Source organism: Telluria antibiotica (assembly GCF_011682055.1).
Lineage (GTDB): Bacteria > Pseudomonadota > Gammaproteobacteria > Burkholderiales > Burkholderiaceae_D > Telluria > Telluria antibiotica.
Genome location: NZ_JAAQOM010000007.1, coordinates 256,747 through 282,255, shown reverse-complemented (window position 1 = coordinate 282,255; position 25,509 = coordinate 256,747). Strand labels below are relative to the sequence as shown.

At 66.8% G+C, this 25,509-nt stretch carries 28 protein-coding genes, 1 tRNA gene and 1 riboswitch; of the genes, 26 read left to right on the top strand and 3 right to left on the bottom strand.

The features are described 5' to 3' along the window. Positions 1-298 precede the first annotated feature (298 nt). The 19 genes from HAV22_RS13805 to HAV22_RS13720 all read left to right on the top strand — a co-directional run bounded on the left by HAV22_RS13805 (position 299) and on the right by HAV22_RS13720 (position 15,091). The gene (locus HAV22_RS13805; RefSeq protein WP_166859651.1) at positions 299-1,408 is read left to right on the top strand and encodes an alkene reductase; all 1,110 of its coding nucleotides are present in this window, start codon (positions 299-301) and stop codon (positions 1,406-1,408) included. A gap of 35 nt (positions 1,409-1,443) precedes the next feature. Further along, entirely contained in the window at positions 1,444-1,596 is a 153-nt protein-coding gene (locus HAV22_RS30840; RefSeq protein WP_208296185.1) for a hypothetical protein, read from the top strand. 195 nt (positions 1,597-1,791) lie between these two features. Then, a riboswitch (cobalamin riboswitch) is annotated at positions 1,792-1,998 on the top strand. 132 nt (positions 1,999-2,130) lie between these two features. Beyond that, entirely contained in the window at positions 2,131-2,811 is a 681-nt protein-coding gene (locus tag HAV22_RS13800; protein WP_166859650.1) for an energy-coupling factor ABC transporter permease, read from the top strand. Next, positions 2,808-3,137 (top strand): energy-coupling factor ABC transporter substrate-binding protein, encoded by a 330-nt coding sequence (locus HAV22_RS13795; protein ID WP_166859649.1) that lies wholly within the window; start codon positions 2,808-2,810, stop codon positions 3,135-3,137. The genes HAV22_RS13800 and HAV22_RS13795 overlap by 4 nt, the downstream gene beginning before the upstream one ends. Beyond that, positions 3,124-3,858 (top strand): CbiQ family ECF transporter T component, encoded by a 735-nt coding sequence (locus tag HAV22_RS13790; RefSeq protein WP_166859648.1) that lies wholly within the window; start codon positions 3,124-3,126, stop codon positions 3,856-3,858. The genes HAV22_RS13795 and HAV22_RS13790 overlap by 14 nt, the downstream gene beginning before the upstream one ends. Beyond that, positions 3,855-4,721 (top strand): energy-coupling factor ABC transporter ATP-binding protein, encoded by an 867-nt coding sequence (locus HAV22_RS13785; protein WP_166859647.1) that lies wholly within the window; start codon positions 3,855-3,857, stop codon positions 4,719-4,721. The genes HAV22_RS13790 and HAV22_RS13785 overlap by 4 nt, the downstream gene beginning before the upstream one ends. Continuing rightward, complete coding sequence (gene cobM, locus HAV22_RS13780; protein ID WP_166859646.1) at positions 4,718-5,509, top strand: precorrin-4 C(11)-methyltransferase; 792 nt, start codon at positions 4,718-4,720, stop codon at positions 5,507-5,509. Before HAV22_RS13785 ends, cobM begins: the two co-directional genes overlap by 4 nt. Next, positions 5,506-6,447, top strand: a complete 942-nt coding sequence (locus HAV22_RS13775; RefSeq protein WP_208296184.1) for a sirohydrochlorin chelatase — start codon at positions 5,506-5,508, stop codon at positions 6,445-6,447. The genes cobM and HAV22_RS13775 overlap by 4 nt, the downstream gene beginning before the upstream one ends. Next, the gene (locus HAV22_RS13770; RefSeq protein ID WP_166859645.1) at positions 6,444-7,124 is read left to right on the top strand and encodes a precorrin-8X methylmutase; all 681 of its coding nucleotides are present in this window, start codon (positions 6,444-6,446) and stop codon (positions 7,122-7,124) included. Before HAV22_RS13775 ends, HAV22_RS13770 begins: the two co-directional genes overlap by 4 nt. Then, positions 7,121-8,308, top strand: coding sequence for a cobalt-precorrin-5B (C(1))-methyltransferase (locus HAV22_RS13765; RefSeq protein ID WP_166859644.1), 1,188 nt, complete (start codon positions 7,121-7,123; stop codon positions 8,306-8,308). Before HAV22_RS13770 ends, HAV22_RS13765 begins: the two co-directional genes overlap by 4 nt. A 1-nt stretch (position 8,309) precedes the next feature. Next, positions 8,310-9,614, top strand: a complete 1,305-nt coding sequence (gene cbiE, locus HAV22_RS13760; RefSeq protein WP_166859643.1) for a precorrin-6y C5,15-methyltransferase (decarboxylating) subunit CbiE — start codon at positions 8,310-8,312, stop codon at positions 9,612-9,614. After that, the gene (cobI, locus tag HAV22_RS13755; protein WP_166859642.1) at positions 9,611-10,402 is read left to right on the top strand and encodes a precorrin-2 C(20)-methyltransferase; all 792 of its coding nucleotides are present in this window, start codon (positions 9,611-9,613) and stop codon (positions 10,400-10,402) included. Before cbiE ends, cobI begins: the two co-directional genes overlap by 4 nt. After that, positions 10,399-11,157 carry a cobalamin biosynthesis central domain-containing protein gene (locus HAV22_RS13750; protein WP_166859641.1) on the top strand — a complete coding sequence of 253 codons (759 nt, stop codon included), beginning with the start codon at positions 10,399-10,401 and terminating at the stop codon, positions 11,155-11,157. The genes cobI and HAV22_RS13750 overlap by 4 nt, the downstream gene beginning before the upstream one ends. Further along, a complete protein-coding gene (locus HAV22_RS13745; RefSeq protein WP_166859640.1) occupies positions 11,154-11,558 on the top strand; it encodes a cobalamin biosynthesis protein in 405 nt (134 codons plus the stop codon). The genes HAV22_RS13750 and HAV22_RS13745 overlap by 4 nt, the downstream gene beginning before the upstream one ends. Next, a complete protein-coding gene (gene cobJ / locus HAV22_RS13740; protein WP_166859639.1) occupies positions 11,555-12,556 on the top strand; it encodes a precorrin-3B C(17)-methyltransferase in 1,002 nt (333 codons plus the stop codon). The genes HAV22_RS13745 and cobJ overlap by 4 nt, the downstream gene beginning before the upstream one ends. After that, positions 12,553-12,891 (top strand): (2Fe-2S) ferredoxin domain-containing protein, encoded by a 339-nt coding sequence (locus HAV22_RS13735; RefSeq protein ID WP_166859638.1) that lies wholly within the window; start codon positions 12,553-12,555, stop codon positions 12,889-12,891. Before cobJ ends, HAV22_RS13735 begins: the two co-directional genes overlap by 4 nt. A 358-nt stretch (positions 12,892-13,249) precedes the next feature. Then, positions 13,250-14,095 carry a CAP domain-containing protein gene (locus HAV22_RS13730; protein WP_166859637.1) on the top strand — a complete coding sequence of 282 codons (846 nt, stop codon included), beginning with the start codon at positions 13,250-13,252 and terminating at the stop codon, positions 14,093-14,095. 75 nt (positions 14,096-14,170) lie between these two features. Next, a complete protein-coding gene (locus HAV22_RS13725) occupies positions 14,171-14,614 on the top strand; it encodes a MarR family winged helix-turn-helix transcriptional regulator (RefSeq protein ID WP_166859636.1) in 444 nt (147 codons plus the stop codon). Positions 14,615-14,656: 42 nt separating this feature from the next. Next, positions 14,657-15,091: an organic hydroperoxide resistance protein gene (locus tag HAV22_RS13720; RefSeq protein WP_166859635.1), complete on the top strand. Its 435-nt coding sequence runs from the start codon at positions 14,657-14,659 to the stop codon at positions 15,089-15,091. A 78-nt stretch (positions 15,092-15,169) separates the two neighbouring features. Here the strand turns inward: HAV22_RS13720 and HAV22_RS13715 are convergent, their stop codons facing one another. Beyond that, positions 15,170-16,531: an HD-GYP domain-containing protein gene (locus HAV22_RS13715; protein ID WP_166859634.1), complete on the bottom strand. Its 1,362-nt coding sequence runs from the start codon at positions 16,529-16,531 to the stop codon at positions 15,170-15,172. 213 nt (positions 16,532-16,744) lie between these two features. Between HAV22_RS13715 and HAV22_RS13710 the strand changes: the two genes are divergently transcribed. Next, positions 16,745-18,199 (top strand): catalase, encoded by a 1,455-nt coding sequence (locus HAV22_RS13710; protein ID WP_166859633.1) that lies wholly within the window; start codon positions 16,745-16,747, stop codon positions 18,197-18,199. Between the two features lie 117 nt (positions 18,200-18,316). Here the strand turns inward: HAV22_RS13710 and HAV22_RS13705 are convergent, their stop codons facing one another. Beyond that, positions 18,317-19,012: an alpha/beta fold hydrolase gene (locus HAV22_RS13705; protein WP_166859632.1), complete on the bottom strand. Its 696-nt coding sequence runs from the start codon at positions 19,010-19,012 to the stop codon at positions 18,317-18,319. Between the two features lie 240 nt (positions 19,013-19,252). On the opposite strand from HAV22_RS13705, the gene HAV22_RS31670 reads away from it, so the two are divergent. The 3 genes from HAV22_RS31670 (at position 19,253) to HAV22_RS13690 (ending at position 21,744) form a co-directional block, all read left to right on the top strand. Further along, positions 19,253-21,013: a methyl-accepting chemotaxis protein gene (locus tag HAV22_RS31670; protein WP_371869642.1), complete on the top strand. Its 1,761-nt coding sequence runs from the start codon at positions 19,253-19,255 to the stop codon at positions 21,011-21,013. A gap of 90 nt (positions 21,014-21,103) precedes the next feature. After that, positions 21,104-21,601 (top strand): acyl-CoA thioesterase, encoded by a 498-nt coding sequence (locus HAV22_RS13695; protein WP_166859630.1) that lies wholly within the window; start codon positions 21,104-21,106, stop codon positions 21,599-21,601. A gap of 67 nt (positions 21,602-21,668) precedes the next feature. Further along, positions 21,669-21,744 (top strand) — tRNA-Phe (locus HAV22_RS13690). A gap of 259 nt (positions 21,745-22,003) precedes the next feature. Here the strand turns inward: HAV22_RS13690 and HAV22_RS13685 are convergent. Continuing rightward, entirely contained in the window at positions 22,004-22,795 is a 792-nt protein-coding gene (locus HAV22_RS13685; RefSeq protein ID WP_208296183.1) for a haloacid dehalogenase type II, read from the bottom strand. A gap of 430 nt (positions 22,796-23,225) precedes the next feature. On the opposite strand from HAV22_RS13685, the gene HAV22_RS13680 reads away from it, so the two are divergent. From HAV22_RS13680 to HAV22_RS13670, 3 genes are all read left to right on the top strand, one after another. Beyond that, positions 23,226-23,858, top strand: a complete 633-nt coding sequence (locus HAV22_RS13680; protein WP_166859629.1) for a DUF1326 domain-containing protein — start codon at positions 23,226-23,228, stop codon at positions 23,856-23,858. After that, positions 23,859-24,683, top strand: coding sequence for a DUF2182 domain-containing protein (locus tag HAV22_RS13675; RefSeq protein WP_166859628.1), 825 nt, complete (start codon positions 23,859-23,861; stop codon positions 24,681-24,683). Between the two features lie 251 nt (positions 24,684-24,934). After that, entirely contained in the window at positions 24,935-25,504 is a 570-nt protein-coding gene (locus tag HAV22_RS13670; RefSeq protein WP_166859627.1) for a hypothetical protein, read from the top strand. Positions 25,505-25,509 lie beyond the last annotated feature (5 nt).

Genomic DNA, 25,509 nt, shown 5'->3' with positions numbered 1-25,509 from the left:
GGTAAATCAACGGGCACGCCGTAGCCGGGCTCGACGAGACGTTGCCGCTTCCAGGCCTGGGGACCCTGTTGCGGGGCCATATAGAAGGCCGGCGACCAGCGGGCATTTTGATCTTTGCCTCATGAATGCTTGCGCAGGACGGCCTCGGTCGCCGCGCTTGATTTCGCTTTTCCCGTACCGAACGTGCACGCCACGCGATCGGATCCCGGCGCGCGTCTCGATTTCCTGAATGATGCTAACGTGGCCGATCTGGTCGTCGGACCATGCATTGCGAATCGAATCTACCGGGAGAATGACGATGTCAACCAACGCGCCGCAAGGAATCGATCTGTTTTCGCCCTATACGCTGGGGCCACTCCAGTTGCGGAACCGAATAGTCATGGCGCCACTGACGCGCAGCCGCGCCGGACAAGACAACGTGCCGTCCAGCATGGCGGTCACGTACTACCGGCAGCGTGCTTCAGCCGGGCTGATCATCACCGAAGCGACGCAGGCAGCCGCTGGCGGACAAGGATATATCTCGACCCCTGGCGTCCATAGCCAGGAGCAAGTCCAATGCTGGAAGCAGATTACGGATGCAGTGCACCAGGAAGGTGGCCTGATCTTCATACAATTGTGGCATGTCGGGCGGATTTCCCATCCGGTGTTCCGTAACGGCGAACTGCCCGTCGCGCCGTCGCCTATTGCTCCGCGTGGCGTGCAGACTTATACCGCGGACGGCTTCCAGGACATCCCGGCGCCGCGGGCGCTCGAGACCGCGGAAATCGCGGGCATCGTCGAGGAATTCCGACAGGCTGCGATCAATGCGCAGGCCGCGGGGTTCGATGGCGTCGAGATCCACGGTGCCAATGGCTACCTGCTCGACCAGTTCCTCGAGGACGGCACGAACCAGCGCACGGACGACTATGGCGGCAGCGTGGAAAACCGGGCCCGGCTGCTGTTCGAAGTGATCGCTGTCGTCGCCGGTGTGTGGGGCAGCGACCGGGTCGGCGTGCGGCTGTCACCCGGCGGCAGCTTCAACGACATGTGCGACAGCCATCCCCAGCAGACCTTCAGCCACGTGGTGCAGCGGCTGGCCGACCTGAATCTCGCCTACCTGCATCTGGTCGAGCCGGCGCCAGCGCAGGGCGAGCACCCGACGCCGGACCTTACCGCACGCTATTTCCGCCAGTTCTATCCGGGCACCATCATCGTGGCCGGCGGGTACACCTTGGAGAAAGGCAATCAGGTGCTGCGGGAAGGCACCGCTGACCTGGTAGCCTTCGGGCAGCTGTTCATTGCCAATCCTGACCTGGTCGAACGCTTCCGTCGTAATGCCCCGTTCAATCCGCCTGACCGCGGCAGTTTTTATGGCGGCACGGACAAGGGCTATATCGATTACCCGACGCTGTCGGACAGCGGGGCGTAAGCCGGGACGGCGGCAAGCCGGAGCCCGGTTGACCGGTGCGCCAACCTTCGGCGGCACACTGGGCGTCGTCCGCCTTCGACCTGGCCTGCGGCGCTCGGCACGCCTTCGATTTCCACCTGCACGTCGTGCGCGAGCCGGGGCGTGCCACAAGGTCGCGGCCAGCCGGCGGCAGCCTGGCGGCGATGTAGTCGATCACCAGCCCAGCTGGAACGTATGTGCGCACGCCGGAAGATCGCTTCATCGCATATTTCCCTCCGCGAAAATTCCATTACTGCCCATCCATTCGCGCCCTCCGCCAACGCCATTCGGTGACGCATCTCGTGCAGAGCGCACTTCGGTCGCGGCCCGACCATGTTGCAAAATTTGGATGCCGGCGCCGTTCCGTGTAAGATCTCGGTTCGGGTGCGCCATGCCTTATCGGCATCGGCGTTAAACGGGAAACCGGTGGCACCGCTTCGCGCGGTCATTCCGGTGCAGCCCCCGCTGCTGTGAGCCTGACGACTCCGCCTGATACCACTGCGAGCCATCGCGGGAAGGTGCGGAGAAGGATGACGGCGAGCCAGAATACCGGCCCGAACGAGCAAGCACCATTCCCCGGGGTGACGGGAAGCCGCTGCCGATCGCGTCGCGCGTCCGTTCATGGGCGCGCTCCATGTCTTGCGTCGGCCGTCTTTCATCTCCCGCATGGTGCCGTTAATGGACCATTCGACGGGAAGATTCGAATGCACATCATGGAAGGTTTCCTGCCGCCCGCGCACGCGCTCGGCTGGACTGTCGTCGCCGTTCCCATCCTGGCCTGCGGCGTGCGTGCCCTCGAGCGGAACCTGCGCACCCATCCCGAGCGGCGCATGCTGCTCGGCGTCGCCGCCGCGTTCGCGTTCCTGCTGTCCGCGCTCAAGCTGCCGTCCGTGACGGGCAGCTGCTCGCACCCGACCGGCGTCGGGCTTGGCGCGCTGCTGTTCGGACCTTCCGCGATGGTCCCTGTCGGCTTTGTCGTGCTGCTGTTCCAGGCGCTGCTGCTGGCGCATGGCGGCATCACCACCCTGGGCGCCAATGTCGTGTCGATGGCGGTCGTTGGACCGGTCGTCTCGTATGGCGCATTCCGCGCCGCGGCCGCGGCCGGCCTGTCGCGCACTACCGCCGTGTTCGTGGCAGCGTTCCTGGGCGACCTGGCGACGTACGTGACGACGTCCGCGCAGCTGGCATGGGCGTTTCCCGACGCGGCCGGCGGATTCACGACGTCGTTTCTCAAGTTCGCCGGCATTTTCGCGCTGACCCAGGTGCCCATCGCCGCGAGCGAAGGCCTATTGACGGTGCTGGTGGTGAACGCGATGGCGCGTTTCAACGCGCCCGAGCTGCGCACACTGCCCGTGATGGCGGTGCGCACGCGGGAGGCGGCATGAAGATTCGCACCTGGTGCATGCTCGCGGCCGTCGTCGGAATGACGGTTCTGCCGCTGTGGCTGGCCGGCACCATGTCCGGCGGCGGCGCGGCGTTCGGTGGCGCCGACGAGGCCGCACGCCAGGCCATCGGCACGATCGCGCCTGGCTACCGGCCCTGGTTCGCGCCCGTGTTTGCGCCGGCAAGCGATGAGATCGCGTCGCTGCTGTTCGCGCTGCAGGCCGCCGCCGGCGCGGGCGTGATCGGTTTCTGGCTCGGGCTGTCCGTCGCGCGCGAGCGCGGCCGCCGCGACGCCGCTCCCGGCCAGGAACGCCATGCGGATCGATAGCGCTGCCTATGCCAGCCGCTGGCGCGACGTCGCGCCAGCGGCCAAGGCGCAGTTTGCGCTTGCCGGCGCGCTCGCGGCCTGGATCGCGCAGGGGCACGCCATGCTGGCCTGCATCGCCGCGGCGCAGGTGGCGGTGACGTTACTCGGTGCGCGCGTGTCGCCGCGGACGTACCTCGCGACCGCCATGCCGCCGCTCGGGTTCCTGCTCGTATCGTGCCTGAACATGCTGGCGGCGCCGGCCGCCGACGGCACGTGGCACTGGGCCAGCGCGTCCCTGCCGGCCATCGCCCGGACGGCGCTGCGCTCGGCGGCGGTACTGGCTTCGCTGCTGGGCCTTGTGCTGACGACGCCGTTGCCGCACCTGCTCGCGCTGCTGCGTGACCTGCACGTGCCCGAGCTGCTGCTCGACCTCATGGCGCTGTGCTATCGCACGGTGTTCGTCCTGCGCCAGGCGTGGGACGAAGGCGTGACGGCGCAGAGCGCGCGCCTGGGCTATGGCGACTGGCGCCGGGCATGGCGCTCCACCGGACTGCTGGCGGGGCAGATGGCCGTGCAGGTGTGGGAGCGCGCCGGCGCATTGCAGGCGGCGGCGGCTGCGCGTGCCGATGACGGCCGCCTGCGCTTCCTGCCAACGGCCTTCCCGCACGCGCGCCGCGACCAAGCCATGGCGCTGGCCGCGGGCGCGGTCTTGCTGGCGCTGGCCATCGGGGAGCACTTGTGACCGCCGTGCCGCAGCTGGAGCTGCGGGCCGTCGAGCACTTGTTTGCCGACGGCAGCGCGGGGCTGCGCGGTTGCAGCCTGGTGCTTGCGCCCGGCCGCCGCCATGCGCTGCTGGGTGCGAACGGCGCCGGCAAGACCACCGTCCTGCAACACCTGAACGGCCTGCTGCGCCCGACCGCGGGCCAGGTGCTGCGGGGCGGCCGGCCGGTCGACTATGGCCGCGCGGGCCTTGCTGCCTTGCGGCGCGAGGTCGGCCTCGTATTCCAGAATCCGGACCGCCAGCTGTTCGCGGCGCTGGTCGAGGAAGACGTGTCGTTCGGCCCGATCAACCTCGGCCTCGACGCCGCCACCGTGCGTGCGCGCGTCAAGGCGGCACTGGAGGCCGTCGGCATGGAAGGCCATGCGCGCCACCCCTTGCACCACCTGAGTTTCGGCCAGAAGAAGCGGGTCTGCATCGCCGGCGTGCTCGCGATGGAGCCGGACGTGCTACTGCTGGACGAACCGATGGCCGGCCTCGACGCGCCCATGCAAGCAGAACTCGTGCGCCTGATCGAGCGGCTGGTGGCGCGTGGCGTGACGGTCCTGCTGTCCACGCACGACATCGATTTCGCCTACGCCTGGGCTGACGATATCCATCTCATGGCCGCCGGTCGCTGCATCGGCTCGGGGCCGGCGCCGGCGATCGCAAGCCAGGCCGACGTGCTGCACGCGGCCGGCCAACGCCAGCCGCTGGCGCTCGCGCTGCATGCGAGCCTGGCCGCGCACGGCCTGCTGCAAGCCGACGCCACCCCGCGCAGCGTGGAGGCAGTCCTCGACGGCCTGCGCGCGCTGCCGACCTCCCACATTCGAAGGATGTCCAGATGACACAGCCACACCCGGGCAAGATCTGGTTCGTGGGCGCCGGTCCCGGCGACCCCGAGCTCATCACCGTCAAGGGCCGCAACCTGCTGGCGCAGGCCGGCGCCATCCTGTACGCCGGCTCGCTCGTCGACCGCGCCGCCACGCTCTACGCGCCACCCGGCTGCGTCGTCCGCGACTCGAAGGACATGACGCTCGAGGACATGACGGCCTGGCTGCTTGAACAGGCCCATGCCAACGCGGTCGTCGTGCGCCTGCAGACGGGCGACCCGGCCCTGTACGGCGCGCTGATCGAGCTGGCGCGGCCGCTTGCGGCAGCCGGCATCGAATGGGCCGTCGTGCCCGGCGTATCGTCGGCGATGGCGTCGATGGCCGCGGCCGGCGAATCGATGACGCTGCCGGAGGTCACGCAGACGGTGATTCTCACGCGCGTCGAAGGGCGCACGCCGATGCCGGACGGCGAGGATCTCGCCAGCCTCGCGACGCACCGCACCACGCTCTGCATCTTCCTGTCGATCACGCTGCTGCACAAGGTCGAGACGGCGCTGCGCGCGGCCGGCTGGCCGGAGGATGCACCGATGCTGGTCGTGCACAAGGCCAGCTGGCCTGGCGAGGAAAAAATCCTGCGCGGCACGCTGGCCGACATCAAGGCACGCTGCCGCGCCGCCGGTGTCGCCAGCCAGGCAATGATCGTCGCCAGCCCGACGCTGGGCGCCCTGCACTGGGAAACCCTGGTGCGGTCCAAACTGTACGACCCCACCTTCACCCACCGCTTCAGAAAGGCAAGCGCATGAACCATCCGATCATGATGCAAGCGACCCCCATGCAGGCTGGCGACACCGTCCTCATCGTCGGGCACGGCTCGCGCGAGGAGTCCGGCAACGACGAAATCCGCGAATTCGCCGCCCTGTGGCGCGCGCGCCGGCCGGACCTGCGCATCGAACTGTGCTTCATCGAATTCGCGCCGCCCGAGCTGAACGCGGCGCTGCTGGATGCCGCACGCTCGTCGGCGCGCGTGCTGGTGGTGCCGCTGATCCTGAACGCGGCCGGCCACGTCAAGATGGAGATCCCGGAAGCCGTCGAGCAGGCACGCCTGGCTTGCCCGCAGGGGCAGATCCTGCTGGCGCCGCACCTGACGGCGTGCGACCCGATCCTTGCGATCCTGAAGCGCCGCCTGCGCCGCGCGACGAACGCGCTGGACATGCCCGACCCGACCACCACCGGCGTGGTGCTGCTGGGACGCGGCTCGTCCGACCGCGGCGCCAACGGCGAGATGGCGAAGATGGCGCGCTGGCTTCTGGAGGAGAGCGACCACGAACTGGTGGACCTCGCGTTCACCGGTATCACGTGGCCGCGCCTGGAGAGGGTCGTGCAGCGACAGGTGCTGCAGGGCATGCGTCAGATCGTCGTGCTGCCGTATTACCTGTACACGGGCACGCTGGTACAGCGTATCCACCGCCAGGTCGAGCACCTGCGCGGCCAGTATCCGCAGGTGCGCTTCGCCTGCACCGAGCATTTCGGCTTCGAGAAGGAAATCTTCGAACTGATGGAACAGCGCGTCGCCGACCTGCGGGCCGGCGTGACGGACAGCCGCCTGCCGTGCGACGGCTGCAGCTACCGTGAAATCGCGCACGACCTCGGCCATGGCCACTCGCATGCGCACACGCACGACCACGCGCATGGCAACGATCACGCTCATCCGCACTCGCACCCCGAGGGGCAACCCGCATGAGCACCGTAAACACGGTCACGGAACAACTGACCCGCGCCGGCCAGGCGATCGAACACGACAGCTTCGCGATCATCGATGCCGAAGCCGGTGCGCACGGCTATACGGACGCGCAATGGCCGATCGTGCGCCGCATGATCCATGCGAACGCCGATTTCGACTTCAACGGCCTGGCCGACTTCCATCCGGACGCGGTGCAAGCCGGCATCCGGGCAATGCTGGAAGGCGGCGCCCCCATCGTCGCGGACGTGGAGATGATCTGCTCGGGCCTGTCGCAGCCGCGCCTCGCGCACTTCGGGATGCGGACACGCCAGTTCATCAGCGACCCCGACGTGATCGAGGCCGCGCAGCGCGAGGACACGACGCGCGCCGTGCAAGCGATGCGCAAGGCGCACCGTCTCGGCCTGCTGGACCGTGGCGCCATCGTGGCGATCGGCAATGCGCCGACCGCGCTGATCGAGCTGGTGCGCCTGATCCGCGAGGAAGGCGTGCGGCCGGCGCTGGTGGTCGGAATGCCGGTCGGCTTCGTGTCCGCGGCCGAGTCGAAGGACCTGATGGCGCAGGTGGACGAGGTCCCGTGGATCGTGATTCGCGGCCGCAAGGGCGGCTCCACGCTGGTCGTGGCCGCGCTGCACGCGCTGCTGGCGCTGGCCGAGGCCCGCCAGAAAGCGGACGCATGAAAGACAAGACGGCCGAACGGGGCACCCGCACCGGTTTCACAACCGGCGCTTGCGCGGCCGCCGCGGCGCGCGCGGCCGCGCTGGGATTGGCCACCGGCCGCGTACCCGACGGGATCGAGAGTCTGCTGCCGAACGGCACGCGAGTGTGCTTTTCCGTGCACGACGGCCGCTGCGATGCGCAGTCGGCGCACGCGATGGTGGTCAAATTTGCCGGTGACGATCCCGACTGCACGGATGGCGCGCATCTGACCGTCGACCTGCGGCTGCTGCCTGGCCAGACCGGCGTGGTGACCTACGTGGCCGGGGAAGGCGTCGGCACGGTGACGATGCCGGGCCTCGGTCTCGAGGTCGGCGGTCCGGCGATCAACCCGGTCCCGCGCCGCAACATCGCCGAGAACCTGCGCGAGGCGGTGCCCGAGTTGCTGCAGGAGCACGGCATCGAGGTCACGATCAGCGTACCGGACGGGCAGGTCATGGCCAGGAAGACCACCAATGCGCGCCTGGGCATCCTGGGCGGCATCAGCATCCTCGGCACGACCGGCATCGTCAAGCCGTATTCCACTGCCGCATGGCGCGCCAGCGTCGTGCAGGGCGTGCAGGTGGCAGCGACCACGGACCACGACCTGGTCGCGCTGACGACGGGCGGGCGCACCGAGACCTTTGCCATGACCACACTGCGCGGCGAGCGGCCCGGACTGCCGGCCGCCTGCTTCGTGCAGATGGGCGACTTCCTGCGCTACGCGCTCGACGAAGCGGCGGCCCAGGGCATCGGGCTGGTCGTGCTGGCGGTCATGGTCGGCAAGCTGACCAAGATCGCGCAGGGCGAGACCATCACGCACGCCAATCGCAGCGAGGTCGACACGGACCTCGTGGCCGCGATTGCGCGGCGCGTCGGCGCCGCCGCCGAGGACTGCGCCGCGATCGCCGCCGCCGAAACGGCCCGCTTCGGCGCCGAGCTGATGGTCGAGCGCGGCCTGGGCGACGCCTTCCACGCCGCGCTGGCGCAAGCCGCCATCGACACGCTGACGGCGCCCGAACGCTACGGCACCGCCTTCCGCCTGCGCGTGCTCGTGTGCGATTTCGAAGGACGCCAGGTCGCCGACGTCTGGTCGGCGCCGGTCCCGCCGCGATCACGTGGCGCCGTCGCGCGCATCGGCATCGAACACATCCTGGACAAGGACTGACATGGACACCTGCCTGCAAGACCCCAATCCCTGCCGCGTCGTCGGCGTGCTGGACGACGGCCCCGCCAGCCTGACGCCGACGGCGCTCGCGTACGTGCGCAGCGCAGACGTCGTAATCGGCGGTGCGCGCACGCTCGCGCTGCTCGCGCGCGAGCTCAAGCCCGGCGCCGTCTGCCACGACCTGACCGGGTGCCTGAAGGACGTGCCGGGCTGGGTACGCGCCGCGCGCGCCGATCACCTGGCATGCGTGGTGCTGGCTACGGGCGACCCGCTGTGCCACGGCATCGCGCCTTACCTCGCCCAGCATCTGTGCGTGCAGGCGCTCGACATCCTGCCGAACGTATCGACGCTGCAGCTGGCCTGCGCGCGCATCGGCCTGGCCTGGCAGGACGCGCGCATCGTCTCGGCGCACGCGCGCGACGCCGGCGAATGGCGCCGCGGCAGTCCGCCTGCACACGGCCTGTATGCGCTGGCGCAGGCCCTGCGCCGGCACGCCAGGCTGCTGGTGCTGACAAGTCCGGACAATTCGCCGGACCGCATCGCACGCCTGTTGCTCGCGGAAGGACTGGGCGACGATTTTCACATGGCCGTGGCGGAAAACCTGCTGCAGCCCGACGAGCGCGTGCTGGCCGAGCTCCGGCCCGAGCAAGCCGCGACGATGCGCTTCGCGGCGCTCAACGTCGTGCTGTTGTGGCGCACGACGCCGCTGCCGCGGACCCAGCGCTTTGGGCTCGCAGACGACGCCTACGAACAACGCCAGCCGGAGAAGGGCCTGATCACGAAGCAGGAGGTACGCGCCGTCAGCCTTGCCCGCATGCGCCTGCGGCCGGACAGCGTGGTGTGGGACATCGGCGCAGGCTCGGGTTCCGTCGGCCTCGAAGCGGCGCGCCTGTGCCCGGAGGGCCACGTGTACGCGATAGAAAAGAACGAGGCCGACCATGCGATCGCGGGGCGCAACCATGCCGCCTTCGGCGTCAGCAACTACAGTCTATTCCTCGGCAAGGCGCCGGAAGGGCTGGACGCGTGGCCCGATCCGGACGCCGTGTTCGTCGGCGGCTCGGGCGGCGAGCTGGCTGCGCTGATCGACGGCGTGCTGCGGCGCCTGCGCCCGGACGGCACGCTGGTGATGAACTTCGTCACGCTGGAAAACCTTTCGACGGCCACCGGCGCGCTGCAGTCCTTCGGCGCCGCCTGGGACGTGCTGCAGCTGCAGGCCGCGCGCAGCAAGCCGATTTTGCACATGCACCGGATGGCCGCCGAGAACCCGGTCTGGATCGTCTGCGCGCGCCGAGGAGACGCCGGATGACCGGAACGCTGTGGGGCATTTCTCTCGGGCCGGGCGACCCCGGCCTCATCACCCGCGCCGCCTGGGACGCGTTGCAGCGCCGCGACGCCGTGTGGGTGTACCCGGCGCGCAGTGGCAAGACGCCCAGCTATGCGCTCGACATCGTCCAACGCGCGGGCCTCGCGCCGCCCGTTGATCACGCGTTGCTGCTGTTCCCGATGACGCACGACGGCGAAAAACTGGCTCGCGCCTGGCTCAGGGCGGCCGAGACCGTGCTGCCCTGGCTGCGCGCCGGCCGCGACGTGCTGTTCCTGGTCGAGGGCGACGCCAGCACCTACGCCACGTTCGGCCACCTGGCGCGTACCGTGTCCGCGCTGGATGACCGGGCGCCTGTGCGGATCATCGCTGGCGTGAACGCCTTCACGGCGGCCTGCGCGCAGGTGCCGGTGCCGTTCGCCGAGCAGGACGACACGGTCGCCATCGTGCCCGCCGCCTATGGTGTCGACGCGGTCGATCGCCTGCTGGCGGACTTCGATACGCTGGTGCTGATGAAGGTGAAGCCCCTGCTCGACGACGTCGTCGACTGGCTCGAGCGGCGCGGCCTGCTGGCGGGCGCGCATTTCATCGAACGCGTCGGCGCGCCGGACGAGCGTCGCGTCAGCGGCGCCGATATCCTGGCGCTGCGCGGGACGAAGGTCAGCTACCTGTCGCTGCTGATCGTGAAGCATCCGCACCGCGTGCGCGGCGAACGCATCAAGGGCTGCCTGAAAAAGAGCGGTCCACAACCCACACCCTTGGAGACCGCATGAGCGAACCAATCCACGTCACCGCCCCGCGCCTGTGCCTGGTGGCCATCACGAAGCACGGGGCCGCCCAGGCCGCGCGCCTCGCGGCCGACCTGCCGGACGCGGATATCTGCACGTCCGCCAAGTTCCGGTCGCAGTTCGCGCAGGTGGCCAACACCGTGCACGCTTACGAAGGCGCGTTGCGCGACGAGATCGGCCCGCTGTTCGCACGCTACGACCAGATCGTTTTCTTCGTCTCGCTGGGCGCGGTGGTGCGCTTGATCGCGCCGCACCTGCGCAGCAAGGACGAGGACCCCGGCGTGATCGTGGTGGACGACGCCGGCCAATACGTGATTCCCGTCCTGTCCGGCCACGTTGGCGGCGCGAATGCATGGAGCGAGCGCGTGGCCGACCTGCTGGGCGCCGAGCCCGTGCTGACGACCGCGTCGGACGTCGGCCGCACGATCCCTGTCGACATTCTCGGCCGCCACCTGGGCTGGCGCGTGGAGGCGCCCAAGATCAACGTCACGCGCGTGTCCGCGCACGTGGTGAACGGTGAATCGATCGCCTTCGTGCAGGAAGCGGGCAGTCCGGACTGGTGGACCCGTCCGACGCCGCTGCCCGATACGATCCACCGCTTCGCACGCATCGACGAGGTGCCTCTGGAGCGATACGCCGCCGTGCTGTGGGTGACGCACGCCGACGTGCCGCCCGAGCGCTGGGAGGCGCTGCACGAGCGGCTGGTGGTCTACCGTCCGCCCGTGGAGACCGCCGCATGACGACGTACGCGATCGGCCTGGGCTGCGACCGCGGGGTGCCGCTGGCGACCGTGCGCGAAGCCGTGCTGGCGGCGCTGGCGCTGGCGGGCGCGCAGCCGCACCAGGTGACCGCGGCGGCCAGCATTGCACTCAAGTGCGACGAGGCCGCGTTCCTCGCCCTGGCCACCGAATACGGCTGGCCGCTGCATTTTTACGAAGCGCACGAGCTGGCGCGGGTGCAGGTGCCCCATCCGTCGGAGACGGTACGCCGCTACACGGGCACGCCGTCGGTCAGCGAGGCCGCCGCGCTTCTCGCCGCCGGGCCGGGCGTGCCGATGAGCGCCCTGGCCGTCGAAAAACACAAACACAAAGGGGTGGACGGCCGCAACGTCACCGTCTCTATCGCAAGGAAGGAAGCATGAACGAACAACGCGAACCATCGGCCGGCAGCGCCGGCAAGATCATGCTGGTGGGGATCGGCCCCGGCAGCGTCGACCACATGACGCAGCGCGCCCGTGCCGCCATCGCCGAAGCCGACGTGGTGATCGGCTACGTCACCTACATCAAGCTGGTGGCCGACCTCATCGAAGGCAAGGAGATCATCCGCAAGTCGATGACCGAGGAGCTCGACCGCGCCGTCAGCGCATTGGAGGCGGCGCGGGCCGGCAAGAAGGTGGCACTGATCTCGTCGGGCGACGCCGGCGTGTACGGCATGGCCGGGCCCACCTACGAGGTGCTGTTCCAGGCGGGGTGGACGCCGGACGACGCGGTGCAGGTCGAGATCGTGCCTGGCGCCTCGGCACTGAACAGCTGCGCGGCCCTGGTCGGCGCGCCGCTCACGCACGACTTCTGCGCGATCTCGCTGTCCGACCTCCTGACGCCGTGGCCCACGATCGCGCGTCGGCTGGACGCCGTCGCCATGGCCGATTTCGTCGTCGCGCTGTACAACCCGAAGAGCGGACGGCGCACGCGCCAGATCGTCGAGGCGCAGCGCCTGTTCCTGCGCCACCGCCGCCCGGACACGCCGGTGGCGATCGTCAAGAGCGCCTACCGGCGCCGCGAGAACATCGTCTTCACGACGCTCGATGCGATGGCCGATGCCGACATCGGCATGCTCAGCACGGTCCTGATCGGCAACAGCAATACCTTCATCCGTCACGGCGTCATGGTGACGCCGCGCGGCTACGCCAACAAATACGACATGGAGGACGGCGGCAGTACGCGCGAAGGCGAGCGTGCCGGACGCTCGCTTTCGACCGGATTACTGGGCTGGCTGGACATGTTGCGCGACGAGCACGCTGCCGGCGCCGACGTCGAGGCATTGGCCGCACGCCACCGCCTGCCCGCCGACTACATCCGTGCCACGCTGGACGAACCGTGGGAAAACGATGCCAACGCAACCGAGGAGTGCGAAACATGAATGATGTCGTCAAGCCGAAGATCGGCGACTACCGTCGCCACCTGCTGGTCTGCACCGGCCCGCGCTGTACCCAGGATGGCGCAGCGCAGGCGCTGTTCGACAGCCTGGGAGGGAAATTCAAGGTCGCGGGCCTGAACGAGGGCGAGCTGCGCGTCAAGCGTAGCCGCGTGAGCTGTTTTGCCGCCTGTAAGGGCGGACCGATCGTGTGCGTGCAACCGGACGGCACCTGGTACTACAACGTCACGCCCGAGAACATGGATCGCATCATCGACGAGCACCTGTGCAATGGAAGGCAGGTTGACGATCTGGTGTTCCACCAAGCCGTTACCGGTTGAGCATACAGCGGCCTCCACGGAGCCACGCTGCTGCAGCACGCCGTCGATGGCTCGTCCGAGTGCGGTATCGACGAAATCGGCTGAGGCGCGTTGCGAATGAGGCGGCCGGCAAGGGCAAGACGAGTACCGACAACCCCATCTCCGCTACGATGGCGTGATGTTTACCTGCCGCATCAGTCTGATCGGCAAATACATATTGAATTGCTTGACCTCGTCGTTCATGTTCGCAGTGCGTATCAGCTTGCTGGCCTTCTAGCCGCGACATAGGACATCGCCAAACGGGACGCGCGCGCGGCGACGCTGGAATTACACGTCGGCGTCCCCATCTGGATGCCAGGCTCTTCCCGCTGCCGCATCCATGCCCGCCGCCGTCCATATCGTCCCGTTCGCCGCCCTGCTGGCTGCCGCCATCGCGCCCGTGCGTGCGGACGAGCTCGCCAATCTCGTCAATGCCTACCGCGCGGCGCCCGGCACGTGCGACGGCCGCCCTGCCGCGCCGGCGCGCGCGCTGGCCGTCGAGCCCGCGCTGTCCGCGATCCGCATCGCGACGGGCACGTTCCTCGAATCCGCATTGCAGCGCGCCGGCTACGAGGCCGAGCATGCGGAAGCGATCACGATCACGGGACCTCGGGATGCGCGCGCGGCCATGGACGCCATCGGGCAGAAATACTGCCGCATCCTGCTCGCGCCGGACTTCGCCGCGATCGGCACGGCGCACGTCGGCAACGACTGGCAGGTCGTGCTGGCGCGGCCCGTCGCGATGCCGCCGCTGCCCGACTGGCCGGACGCGGGACAGCAGATCCTCGCACTCGTGAACGCCGCGCGCGCGCAGCCGCGCACGTGCGGGACGCAGGCGTTCGGGCCGGCCGCCCCCGTGACGTGGAATCCGCAACTGGGCCAGGCCGCCCTCGCGCACAGCGCCGACATGGCGCAGAAGCACTATTTCAACCACAAGCAGCCGGACGGCAGCCAGCCTCCCGACCGTGCGACGGCGGCCGGCTACCGCTGGCGCCGCGTCGGCGAAAACATCGCGTCGGGCCAGCGCACACCCGCCGAAGCCGTCGCGTCGTGGCTGGGCAGTCCCGGCCACTGCGCCAACATCATGAATCCCGGCTTCACGGAAATGGGCGCCGCGTACGTCGTCAATCCGCAGAACCGCAACCGTACCGTCTACTGGACCCAGGTGTTCGGCACGCCGCGCTGATCATTGGTTTCGGCTATGGCATTCATAAAAATAAACATATTGTGCACAATTTAATTGCGCGCTATAGTTTAGCCCATGGAAACGAACGACGCCGCCCTCCTCCTCGACAACCAGCTGTGCTTTGCACTCCACTCCGCATCGCTGGCGATGACGAAGGTGTACAAGCCGCACCTGGACAAGCTGGGCGTGACGTACCCGCAGTACCTCGTGCTGTTGGTGCTGTGGGAGCGCGACGGGCTGACCGTGTCCGAGATCGGCGAGCGCCTGTACCTGGATTCCGGCACGTTGACGCCGCTGCTCAAGCGCCTGGAGGCACAGGGCCTGGTCGATCGGTCGCGCGATCCGCAGGACGAGCGCCGCGTCGTGACTCGCCTGACCGAGCGGGCGCGTGCGCTGAAGAAGGAAGCGGCCGGCATCCCGGCCTGCATCCTGGGCGCGACCGGGTGCGACGTGCAGGACGTCGTCAAGCTCGTCGGCGAAATAAAAGCGATGCGCGACCGGCTGGCCGGCGCGCTGTGAAGATGTGATGCAGTACGAACTCAACCACTGAAAGGTAATGCGATGACCACGAAACTCGAAAAAGTCCTGTACACCGCCAAGGCGCACACCACGGGTGGCCGCGAAGGCCAATCCCGCAGCGACGACGGCCTGCTGGAAGTGAAGCTGGCACCGCCGAAAGAAATGGGCGGCAAAGGTGACGCCACCAACCCGGAACAGCTGTTCGCCGCCGGCTACTCGGCCTGCTTCATGGGCGCCATCAAGTTCGTCGCCGCGCAGAAGAAAGTCGTCGTCCCCGCCGACGCCTCGATCGACGCCAGCGTCTCGATCGGCCCGATCCCGAACGGTTTCGGCCTCGCCGTGGAACTGGCCGTGAGCCTGCCGGGCCTGGACCGCGCCGCAGCGCAAGACCTGGTCGAAGCCGCCCACGTCGTGTGCCCGTACTCGAACGCCACCCGTGGCAACATCGACGTCAAGCTGAGCGTCATCCAAGCTTGATCTGCGTGAATTCGGGGTCAGAGCCCGAATTGAGCTGACACAAAAAGGCGCCGCCCGCGTTGGTCCGGCGCCTTTTCTTTACAGCGGCATGCGCTCCACCGCGCGCGTCAAGGCGGCGAAGCAATCCACATCGAGCGCCGTGCCAACTGTTTTCTCCATCATCTCCAATGCCTGCGGGATCGCGATGGCGCCACGGTACGGCCGCGCCGCCGTGATGGCATCAAAGACGTCGGCCGTCGTGATGATACGGGTCTCGATGCGGATGGCGTCGCCGGACAGGCCGCGGGGATAACCCGTGCCGTCCAGTCGTTCGTGATGCGCGCCGGCGATAGCCGCCAGTTCGCGGAACGGCGTGATGCGGCCCAAGATCGTTTCCGTGTAGGCGGCATGCAGCTTGACGGCGTCCCACTCGGCACGGTCGAGCGCGCCCGCTTTGTCGAGCACACTATTGCTCACGCCCAGCTTGCCCACGTCGTGCAGCAGCGCGCCGCGGTTGAGCCAGCGGCGCCGCTGTGCCGACAAGCCCAGTGCTTCCGCGATCATGTCCGTGTACAGCGCGACTCGTCCGCTGTGTCCGCTCGTGTACGGACTCTTCGCGTCGACGACCTGACCGAAGGCAGCCGCGATGTCGTCGAGGTAGTCGTCGTCGAGCACGTGTTCCGGTCCCCTGCCCGCCGGCTCCAGGGCGGCCACGGCGCGGTCGATGCCGGGACTCGCCAACCCTTCCCAGAACGCTTCCGACTGCGCCACCTGCGCGAAGGCCGCAACCAGACGCGGATCGAACCAGCGGCCCGCGCGCGCGCGTGCTTCCGCCAGCGCAGCCTCGCGGCCGCCTTCCGTGTGGAACACGTCGATCACCTGCGCCAGCAACGCGATGCGCGCATAGACGGGAATCGCTTCGCCTGCCAGACCGTGCGGCTTGCCGTTGCCGTTGAAATGTTCGTCGAGAGAATAGATGCCGTCGGACACGCCCTGCGGAAACCGCAGCAGTCCGGCAATCTCGGCGCCGCGCTGGCAGCGCGTGGCCACCAGGTCACGCGCGATTTCCGGGCCGTCGCGCAGGATCGTCAGCACGCTGCGGAAGCGCTCCGCCAGCCCGGCCTTGAGGCCCGTGTGCTTGAGCACGAAACCGAGCACCTGCGGCAGGCTGTCGCCGACGGTTTTATAGTCGCGCTTGAAGTCGAGGTCATCCGTCAGATACAACTCGCAGATGCGTGCCGCGTTGCTGCTGCAACCCAGGTCCTTCAGCAATAGCGTGTAGTACAGCTCCCACAACTGGTCTTCCGGCAACCCTGCCTCGCGCCCGATGTGCGTACCGATCCAGCAACAGCGCATGCAATGGCCGGGTGGCTGGCCTTCGGTAATGTCCAGCGCATAGCTGAGCGCGCCGATCAATTCCGGCAATTTCAGGACGATATGAGGCGGTGGCACGAGGTCCATGATGTTAATTTGTTCTTGAAGAGAACTATTTGATGAATTCAAGCAATAGACTACCCGTACAACGTCAGCCTGATTAGATTAATTTTTTCTATCCTATCCATATAAATAGATAGTTTGCACAAATACCCCCTGCGCTCTACCATGGCTGCAAATAGAACAGAACTATCGATAGAAAAATATCGATAGAATTTAAACTCAACTGAAAGCGCCGCCATGACCCAACTGACCACCGCCTCCGGCATCCCCGTCGCCGACAACCAGAACTCGATCACGGCCGGCCCGCGCGGCCCCGTGCTGCTGCAGGACTTCCACCTGATCGAAAAACTGCAGCATTTCAACCGCGAGCGCATCCCTGAACGCGTCGTGCACGCGAAGGGTTCGGGCGCGTACGGCACCTTCACCGTCACGCACGACGTCAGCAAGTACACGAAGGCAAAGCTGTTCGCGGCCATCGGCAAGCAGACGGAGACGTTCCTGCGCTTCTCGACCGTCGGCGGCGAAAAAGGCTCGGCCGACACGGAACGCGATCCGCGCGGTTTCGCCGTGCGCTTCTACACGGAGGAAGGCAACTGGGACCTGGTCGGCAACAACACGCCGACGTTCTTCCTGAAGGACGGCATCAAGTTCCCCGACTTCATCCACACGCAAAAACGCGATCCGCAGACGAACCTGAAGTCGGCGCAGAACGTGTGGGACTTCTGGAGCCGCGCGCCCGAAAGCCTGCACCAGGTGACGATCCTGTTCTCCGACCGCGGCACGCCGGACGGCTACCGCCACATGGACGGCTTCGGCAGCCACACGTACAGCCTGATCAACGACGCGGGCGAGCGCGTCTGGGTCAAGTGGCACTTCAAGACGCTGCAGGGCATTAAGAACCTGAGCGCGGCCGAAGCCCAGCGCCTGGCCGGCGTCGACCCGGACTACGCCCAGCGCGACCTGTTCAACGCCATCGCCACCGGTAACTTCCCGCGCTGGAGCGTGGAGATCCAGGTGATGGACGATGCGCAGCGCGCCGCCTGGGAAGCGAAGACGGGCTGGGATGCGTTCGACTTGACGAAGGTATGGCCGCAGGGCGAATTCCCGCGCGTCCCCGTCGGCATGCTCGAACTGAACCGCAATCCGGACAACTACCACGCCGACGTCGAGCAGGCTGCCTTGTCGCCGTCGAACATCGTGCCCGGCATGGGCTACAGCCCGGACAAGATGCTGCAGGCGCGCCTGTTCGCCTACCACGACGCCCAGCTGTACCGCGTCGGGACGAACCACCAGCACCTGCCCGTGAACCGTCCGCGCTGCCCGTTCCACAACCAGCAGCGCGACGGCGCGATGGCCATCGCCAATGGCGGCGCGGCGCCGAACCACGATCCGGTGCGGGCCGACGTCCCGGCCGCGGGCGGCATCGGCCACGGCGACGCCGGCTGGCCGGTCGACGGCAACGCGGGCCGCTACGACACCCGCGCCACCGACGACCATTTCACGCAGGCCGGCAACCTGTTCCGCCTGCTGACGGACGAAGGCCGCCGCAACCTGGTCGCGAACATCGCGGGCAGCCTGGCCGGCGCGGACGCCGCCACCCAGGACCGCCAGATCGGCCACTTCCTGAAGGCCGACCCGGCGTACGGCCAGGGCGTCGCCGACGCGCTGCGCCGCCTGCGCGCCGAGGCGTAACGATGACCCGCGCACGGCGCCGGGCACGGGCCGCGTTGCTGTCGCTGCGGGCGACGCTGGCCGTGCTCGGCATGGACGACGTCCCGCCGTCCGGCCGGGGCTGAACGGTGCGCGGCGCTACGCGTCCGCGTGCGCCGCGAGCCAGGGCACGATCACGTCGACCAGGCGCTGCGGCGCCTCGATGGGGATCATGTGGCCGCTGTCCTCGATGACGGCGAGCGTGGCACCGGGAATCGCGTCGGCCATCTCGCGCGCTTCCGCCAGGCTGCGCAACTGGTCCTGCGCGGCGGCCACGACGAGCGTCGGGCAGCGGATCTCGCCGGAGCGCTCGAGGTCGCCGGGCCGGTCCAGCAGCGACTGGCGCCGGAATACGTCGCCACCGAGGCGCGTCCCCATCGCGCGCACGCGTTCGATCAGCGCGTCGTTGTCGCGGTTCTTCGGATGCAGCGACGTGGCGACGGCCGTACGGCTCAGGCCGCTGAATGCGATCGTCGGCGCCGCGTTCCCGATCGCGCCCTTGCGCTTCTGCAGCGCGGCCGTGTCGCCGCGGGTCGACGTGGCGACCAGCACGAGCGCCCGCACCCGCGCGGGCGCCTGGCGCGCGATCGCGCGCGCGACGTAGCCGCCCATCGAAAAGCCGACGAGCAGGAACGACTCGGGTGCCGTCTCGAGGACGCGGCGCGCCATCGCCTCGACCGACGTGTCGTGGCGCAGATCGGCATGGACGACGGGACCGAAGCACGCGAACCCCGGCACCACGTCGTCCCACAGGGTGTCGTCGGCCATGAAACCGGGAACGAGAAGAATAGCCATCCCGGCATCCTAGCAGACGTGGCCGGCGCACACCGGCGTTGCCGATCCGGCCACGGTCGTTGTCTCCTTGGCCTGCTTTTCACCCGCGACGGATACGGCCATCCCTGCTCCGCTTGCTCCCGAGCAAAAAAATGCGTGACCCTGCACGGCGTCAAGGCGGGCGCCCGTGGATGGGACTCTCATTGCGTCTTGTTGCCCGAAAAAAGCCGGGCACGGTCCTCAACCAGCCAAGGAGCCCACGTGATCCCATCCGCCACCGCCAGCGTCCGTAACCAGCTCAGGTTCACGTTCGTCGTCGTCATCGCGCTGTCGTTCCTCGCGACGGCCATTGCCATCTGGCGCCTGCAAGTCCTGTCGGACGACACGCAGGCCCTCACCCAGCGTCCGCTCGCCAAGGAGCGCCTCATGTCCAGCTGGCTGCTGAACACGTCGATCGCCGCCAAGCGCACCGGCGCCATCGCGCGCGCGGCCGATCCGGAACTGGCCACGTACTACTCGGCCGAGACGCAGGACTCGACGACGCGCACCACCGCATTGCAGAAACAGGTCGGCGCCCTGCTCGACACGCCGGAGGAGCAGGCCGTCTTCGAGCGCATCGGCACGGCGCGCCAGCGCTACATCGCCACACGCGACCGCGTGATGGCCCTCAAGAAGGCGGGCAACGATGCCGAGGCACGCAAGGTCTTCGACGACGAATTCATGCCCGCCGTGACCGCGTACCTCGGCCACATCAAGGCCTTGCTGGAGCTGCAGCAGAAGGAGATCGACACGCGCGTCGCGGCCGTGCTCGCGAGCGCGGACCGCAGCAGCCGCGTGCTGTCCGCGCTGTGCCTTGGCACACTCGTCTTCAGCATCGCGGCCGGCACGCTGTTCGCGCGCGCCCTGTTCCGGCGCCTGGGCGGCGAGCCGGCCGCGGCGGCGCAGGTGGCGGCCGAGATCGCGGGCGGCAACCTGTGCGTGCCAGTACCCGTGCGCAGCGGCGACAAGGACAGCCTGATGGCCGCCCTCGAACGCATGCGCGCGAGCCTCGCCGGCATCGTCGCCGACGTGCGCGCGGGCACCGGCACGATCGGCGCCGCCATCGCCACGATGACCGGGGACGCGCAAGACCTGTCGCACCGCACGGAAAACCAGGCGCAGGCACTGGAAGAGACGGCGTCGTCGATGGAGCAATTGACGGCGGCCGTCGCCCACAACTCGACCAACGCCGAGGAAGCCAACCGCATGGCCGGCGACGCCGCGCGCGTGGCGCAACAGGGCGGCGCGATGGTCGGCCAGCTGGTCGACACGATGGGCGCGATCAACGCCTCGTCGGCGCGCATCGTCGACATCATCGCCGTCATCGACGGCATCGCCTTCCAGACCAACATCCTCGCGCTGAACGCCGCCGTGGAAGCGGCGCGCGCGGGAGAGCAAGGCCGCGGCTTCGCCGTCGTCGCGGCCGAGGTGCGTGCCCTCGCCCAGCGTTCGGCCGCCGCCGCGAAGGAGATCAAGGACCTGATCGACGCCTCGACCCAGCGCGTGGCCGACGGCGCGACCCTCGCGGGCCAGGCCGGCCAGACGATGCAGGACATCGTCGACAGCATCGGCCGCGTCACTGGCATCATGAACGAGATCGTCGCCTCCAGCCGCGAACAGGCCAGCGGCATCGGCCAGGTCAACGAGGCGATCGTGCAGATGGATGGCGTGACGCAGCAGAACGCGGCACTCGTCGAGGAATCGGCGGCCACGACGCAGGCGATGCACGAGCAGGCGCAGGCGCTTGCCGGGCTGGTGGCGCTGTTCCGCGTGGACGGCGGACCGGTGCCATCGTCCACGCGGCCCGCCGCGCCGGCGCCGGCCGCAGCGAAACCCGCGCTGCCGCCCGCACGCCGGCCCACGGCGGCGGCAACCCGGCCCGTCGCCCGACCGGCCGCGAAGCCAGCAGCCGCCGCGGGCACGGCAAAAGGGGCACGGCATGCAGCCCCCGCCACGATGGACGGCGAATGGGAAGAATTCTGACGGTCGCAACGTCGAGGACAGGGCGATGTTGCCGCGACCGAGTTTCTCAGGCAACATCATCCTATTCTTTTCATCTTTACGCTCGACGCCATGAATCTCCCCGCCCACCAACTCACCATGACGGTCCTGATGACGCCGGATACCGCGAATTTTTCCGGCAACGTACACGGCGGGAACATCCTGAAACTGCTCGACCAGGTGGCCTACGCCTGCGCCAGCCGCTATGCCGGCACCTACGTCGTGACGATGAGCGTCGACCAGGTGACGTTCCGCCAGCCGATCCACGTGGGCGAGCTGGTGACGTTCCTCGCGGCCGTGAACTACACGGGCCGCACGTCGATGGAAATCGGGATCAAGGTCGTCGCGGAAAACATCCGCACCCAGCAAGTGCGCCACGTGAACAGCTGTTTCTTCACGATGGTGGCGGTGGGCGACGACAAGCAGCCCGTCCCGGTGCCGCCGCTGCGCCCGTTCACGCCGGACGAGCAGCGCCGCTACGAGGAAGCCAAGGGCCGCAAGGAACTGCGGCTGGAACTCGACCGCAAGCACGAGGAACGGGCCGCGGAACGCGCGGCGGCGCGCGTCTGAGCCGGGCGCGGGCCGGCGCGACAAAAATTATGGATTTCGCGTAACCCATGCTATACTGCGCCGCCTTGGCCTGGTAGCTCAGTTGGTAGAGCAGAGGATTGAAAATCCTTGTGTCGGTGGTTCGATTCCGCCCCGGGCCACCAAGAACATCGTTCACGCAACGCCCACTCATGCAAGTGGGCGTTGTCGTTTCTGGCGTTCTTAGTCCTTGTGTCCGGTCGATCTTTGGTCGCTCGTCGGCTTCAAGGAGCCAGCGCCAGCAGCATGAGCATAGGGGCGACCGGTACGCCAAAGCAGAGTATCCGCTCCACCTCGCGAAACGCAAACGAAAAACTGCGCAGGCTGGCTACGATTGACATGGTCCGCCCGGTAAGCGCGCGAGAACAGAGAAGGCGGGCAGCTTCAGTCGCCCGGTCCGAAAACCTGTTTCGTTGATGTCGAATTCCCTGCGCCAAGGGTTGTGCTATCAATGTTTGCCAGCTCCATGAGCGAGTTGATGCGCACGTCCGGGTCATAGCCGAGCTCGTCGTTGCGCATCCGGAGAACCTTGAAGATCGTTGCCGGTCCCATCGCACGGGATGCCCGCAGTTCATTCTGCAAGGCAGCCGCGGGCACGCGCTCAATCCAGGCCACCCTGAATCCAAAGCTCTTTGCGCCGCTGACGTCGAACGGGTTGCAGGACACAAAAACTACTTCGCTCGGCTCTACCCCCAGGCTTTCCTTCACCAGCGAATACGCTTTGGGGCTTGGTTTGAAGACACCCTTTGCATCGACGCTCAATACCGCATCCAGAGCCCCGTTGAGCCCCGTATTGGCAACCAGCTCGTCAAGCATGGACTGACTGCCGTTGGACAGGACCGCCAGCCGGTGTCCCTTCGCCCGCAATGTCTGCAGCGTCTCGAGCGCGTCCGGATAAGGCGAAAGGTGGAGGTAGCGTTCCAGGATCCTGTCGAATGTTGCCGGATCGGCTGCAAGCCCCAGGCTCTTCAATGTATAGGCGAGCGATTCGCGGGTGACGGCCCAAAAATCCTCATACCGCTCCATTAATGAACGCAGCCAGGTGTACTCAAGCTGCTTCAGGCGCCAGATTTCGGTAATTGCACTTCCTTGCCCCGGAAATGCCTCCTCCGTCGCTGATGCGACCGAATGAGTATCAAATAAGGTGCCATAGGCGTCGAAGACAAAAGTTGCCATTGTTATTCCTCCCTTATGCTCACTTACACGGCAGTGATCGGCAAACTGTCCAAATACCGGAATCATTCAGATATCGATAGTTACCAATTACCTCTAATGCCAGTGTAGCAACAGCCACCCTCGGAATCATGATTTCTCCTTGTTAAGGCAACGGCACCTGTAGTCAAGACTCCGCACGTCGTGACGTGCGGCGTTCGCTAGCGGCAACTCCTGGAACATCCCCAAGCAAACGCCGCCCCTCGCAGGCTGACGTTTTGTTTCCGGCCCAGGAAACGCTTTTATGCCGTCCCTTTCCGGAAAAGCCCTTCCGGGTGAAGAAAAGACATTGCCGGCACCCTGAACACGACCTACAGTGAATGACGGGAGGCTTGCCGCTTCACAGCATAGCCTTGCTGCAGGCTTGGCACACGGCGAACAGGAGGATGTGATCATGGCACAAGCAAACTGGCGGCTGGAAGGCGAATGGATCAAGAACTGCAACTGTGCGTTTGGATGCCCGTGCGATTTCAATGCAAGACCCACCAATGGAGAGTGCAAGGGCCTGATCGGGATGCGGATTACAAAGGGAAATTTTGAGTCAACCGACCTGAGCGGCCTGAGTTTCTGCGTGACGGTCCACTTTCCTGGGGCATTACACGAAGGCAACGGTGAGGCGCAAGCGATTATCGATGAGCGCGCCACACCGGCGCAACGCGAAGCGTTGTTTGCCATCCTGTCAGGGAAAAATTCTGCGGAAGGAACCTTGTTCCATATTTTCAGCCTGATCGTGACGACGATGCATGAGCCGATCTTTGCGCCGGTGCACATCGAATTCGACAAGCTCGCCAGGGTCGCGAGCATTGACATTCCAGGCGTGCTCGAAACCGATGTGGAACCGATCAGGAACCCGGTGACCGGCGCTCCCCACCGCATCCAGGTCGTCATGCCGGAAGGGTTCGAGCACCGGGAGGGCGAGGTCGCCGCAGCGAATATCCACAGTACCGGCGCCATCCGGTTCGATACCAGGGGAACGCACAGTACGCTCGCCGATGTCGTGCAAACGCCGCATGGCGTGGAAGCGTAAATGGGCCACGCTCGCGAGCACGCCCATGGACTGGTAACGCGAGCCTTGCGCTACGATCGCCTCCTGGTGGTCGCCGGGGTACTGGCCGCTGTCGTGCTGTCGTGGGCCTATCTGCTGGCCGGCGCCGGCACCATGCAGGAAATGGATGGCATGCTGATGCCCATGAGCTCAGGGCCATGGACACTCGGCCATGCCCTCGTCATGTTGCTCATGTGGACCGCGATGATGGCGGCCATGATGCTGCCGAGCGCCGCACCGATGATCCTGCTCTACGCCACGATTGCGCGCGGCCGTCACGACAACGGCATGGCGGCCACGAGTTCGGGGATGTTTGCCGCCGGATATGTTGCGCTCTGGACCGCATTCAGCCTCGGAGCGGTTGCGCTTCAGTATGGCCTGGAGCGGCTTGCCCTGCTCTCGCCCATGATGGAGACGACGAGCAAGACCCTGGCTGGTGGAATACTGATTGCAGCAGGCATGTACCAATGGTCGCCGCTCAAGAAGACCTGCCTTCAAGGCTGCCGCTCCCCCCTGGAATTCGTGCTGACCCATTGGCGCTCCGGCGTGCGTGGCGCTTTCGTGATGGGAGTACTGCATGGCGTCTACTGCGTGGGCTGTTGCTGGATTCTGATGCTGCTGCTCTTTGTCGGTGGCATCATGAACCTGGGCTGGATTGCGGGGCTGGCCATCCTGGTTCTGACCGAAAAGCTTGCTCCCGCAGGCCACTGGATCGGCCGCGGCGCGGGAGTTTTGCTGATCGGATGGGGCATTGCGGCACTGTTGCATGCCGGTGCGGCCGGGCCCGGCATGCTGTCGCATCCCTGAGCACTCAAGGTGGGAAGAGGGCGCCCTGCCCTTCGACCACCGGGATCGCGGCGGCCAGGTCTTCCAGCGCAGTGCTGCCCAGCCGCTACAGGAGAGGCCGGGGTGTTGCTCGAGAACGGCGTGGATTGAACCCGGTTGCCGGGCATTCGCGGAAGCGTAGAATCGGCATGTCGAGGGAGCCGGGTTGCGCGAAGCGCTTCTTGGTAGATAAAAGGCAACTCCATGAACTTGTGCAAGTAAGGAGTGTCATCGTGTTCAGCAAAGAGCGTTTCATACAGGATTGCAGGGCTGCCGTGGTCGAGGGTCAGGGAGCCATTCGCGAAATCATGGAAGAAGCGGTTTCCAATGGCGCAAACGTAATGACCGAGCTTGGTGAGCCTCGGCATGCGGGTATTACTACGCTTTATCGTGCACATGACTTGACCATTCTGCAGTTTACCTGGGCACCGTATATGGCCCTCATGCCGCACAACCACCAGATGTTTGCGGTAATCGGCATTTACTCAGGCAGAGAAGACAATATATTTTGGCGCAGGAAAGAAATGACCATCGAAGCAGCAAGCGCAAGGTCGCTCGGGGCTGGTGACGTTGTGGCGCTGGGGGCGGATACCATCCATTCCGTCCTGAACCCAATCAGCAAGATGACCTCGGCAATCCATATTTATGGCGGAGATTTCTTCGCCCCGGATGAGCCCAGAAGCGAGTGGGAGCACGAAACACTAGTCGAACGCCCTTGGGATGTCGAGAGAGTGAAAACGGTATTCCGCGAAGCAGAGCAAAGATTTAATGCTGTGAAAATGCAATCGCCTGGTCTTGCTTAAATTTA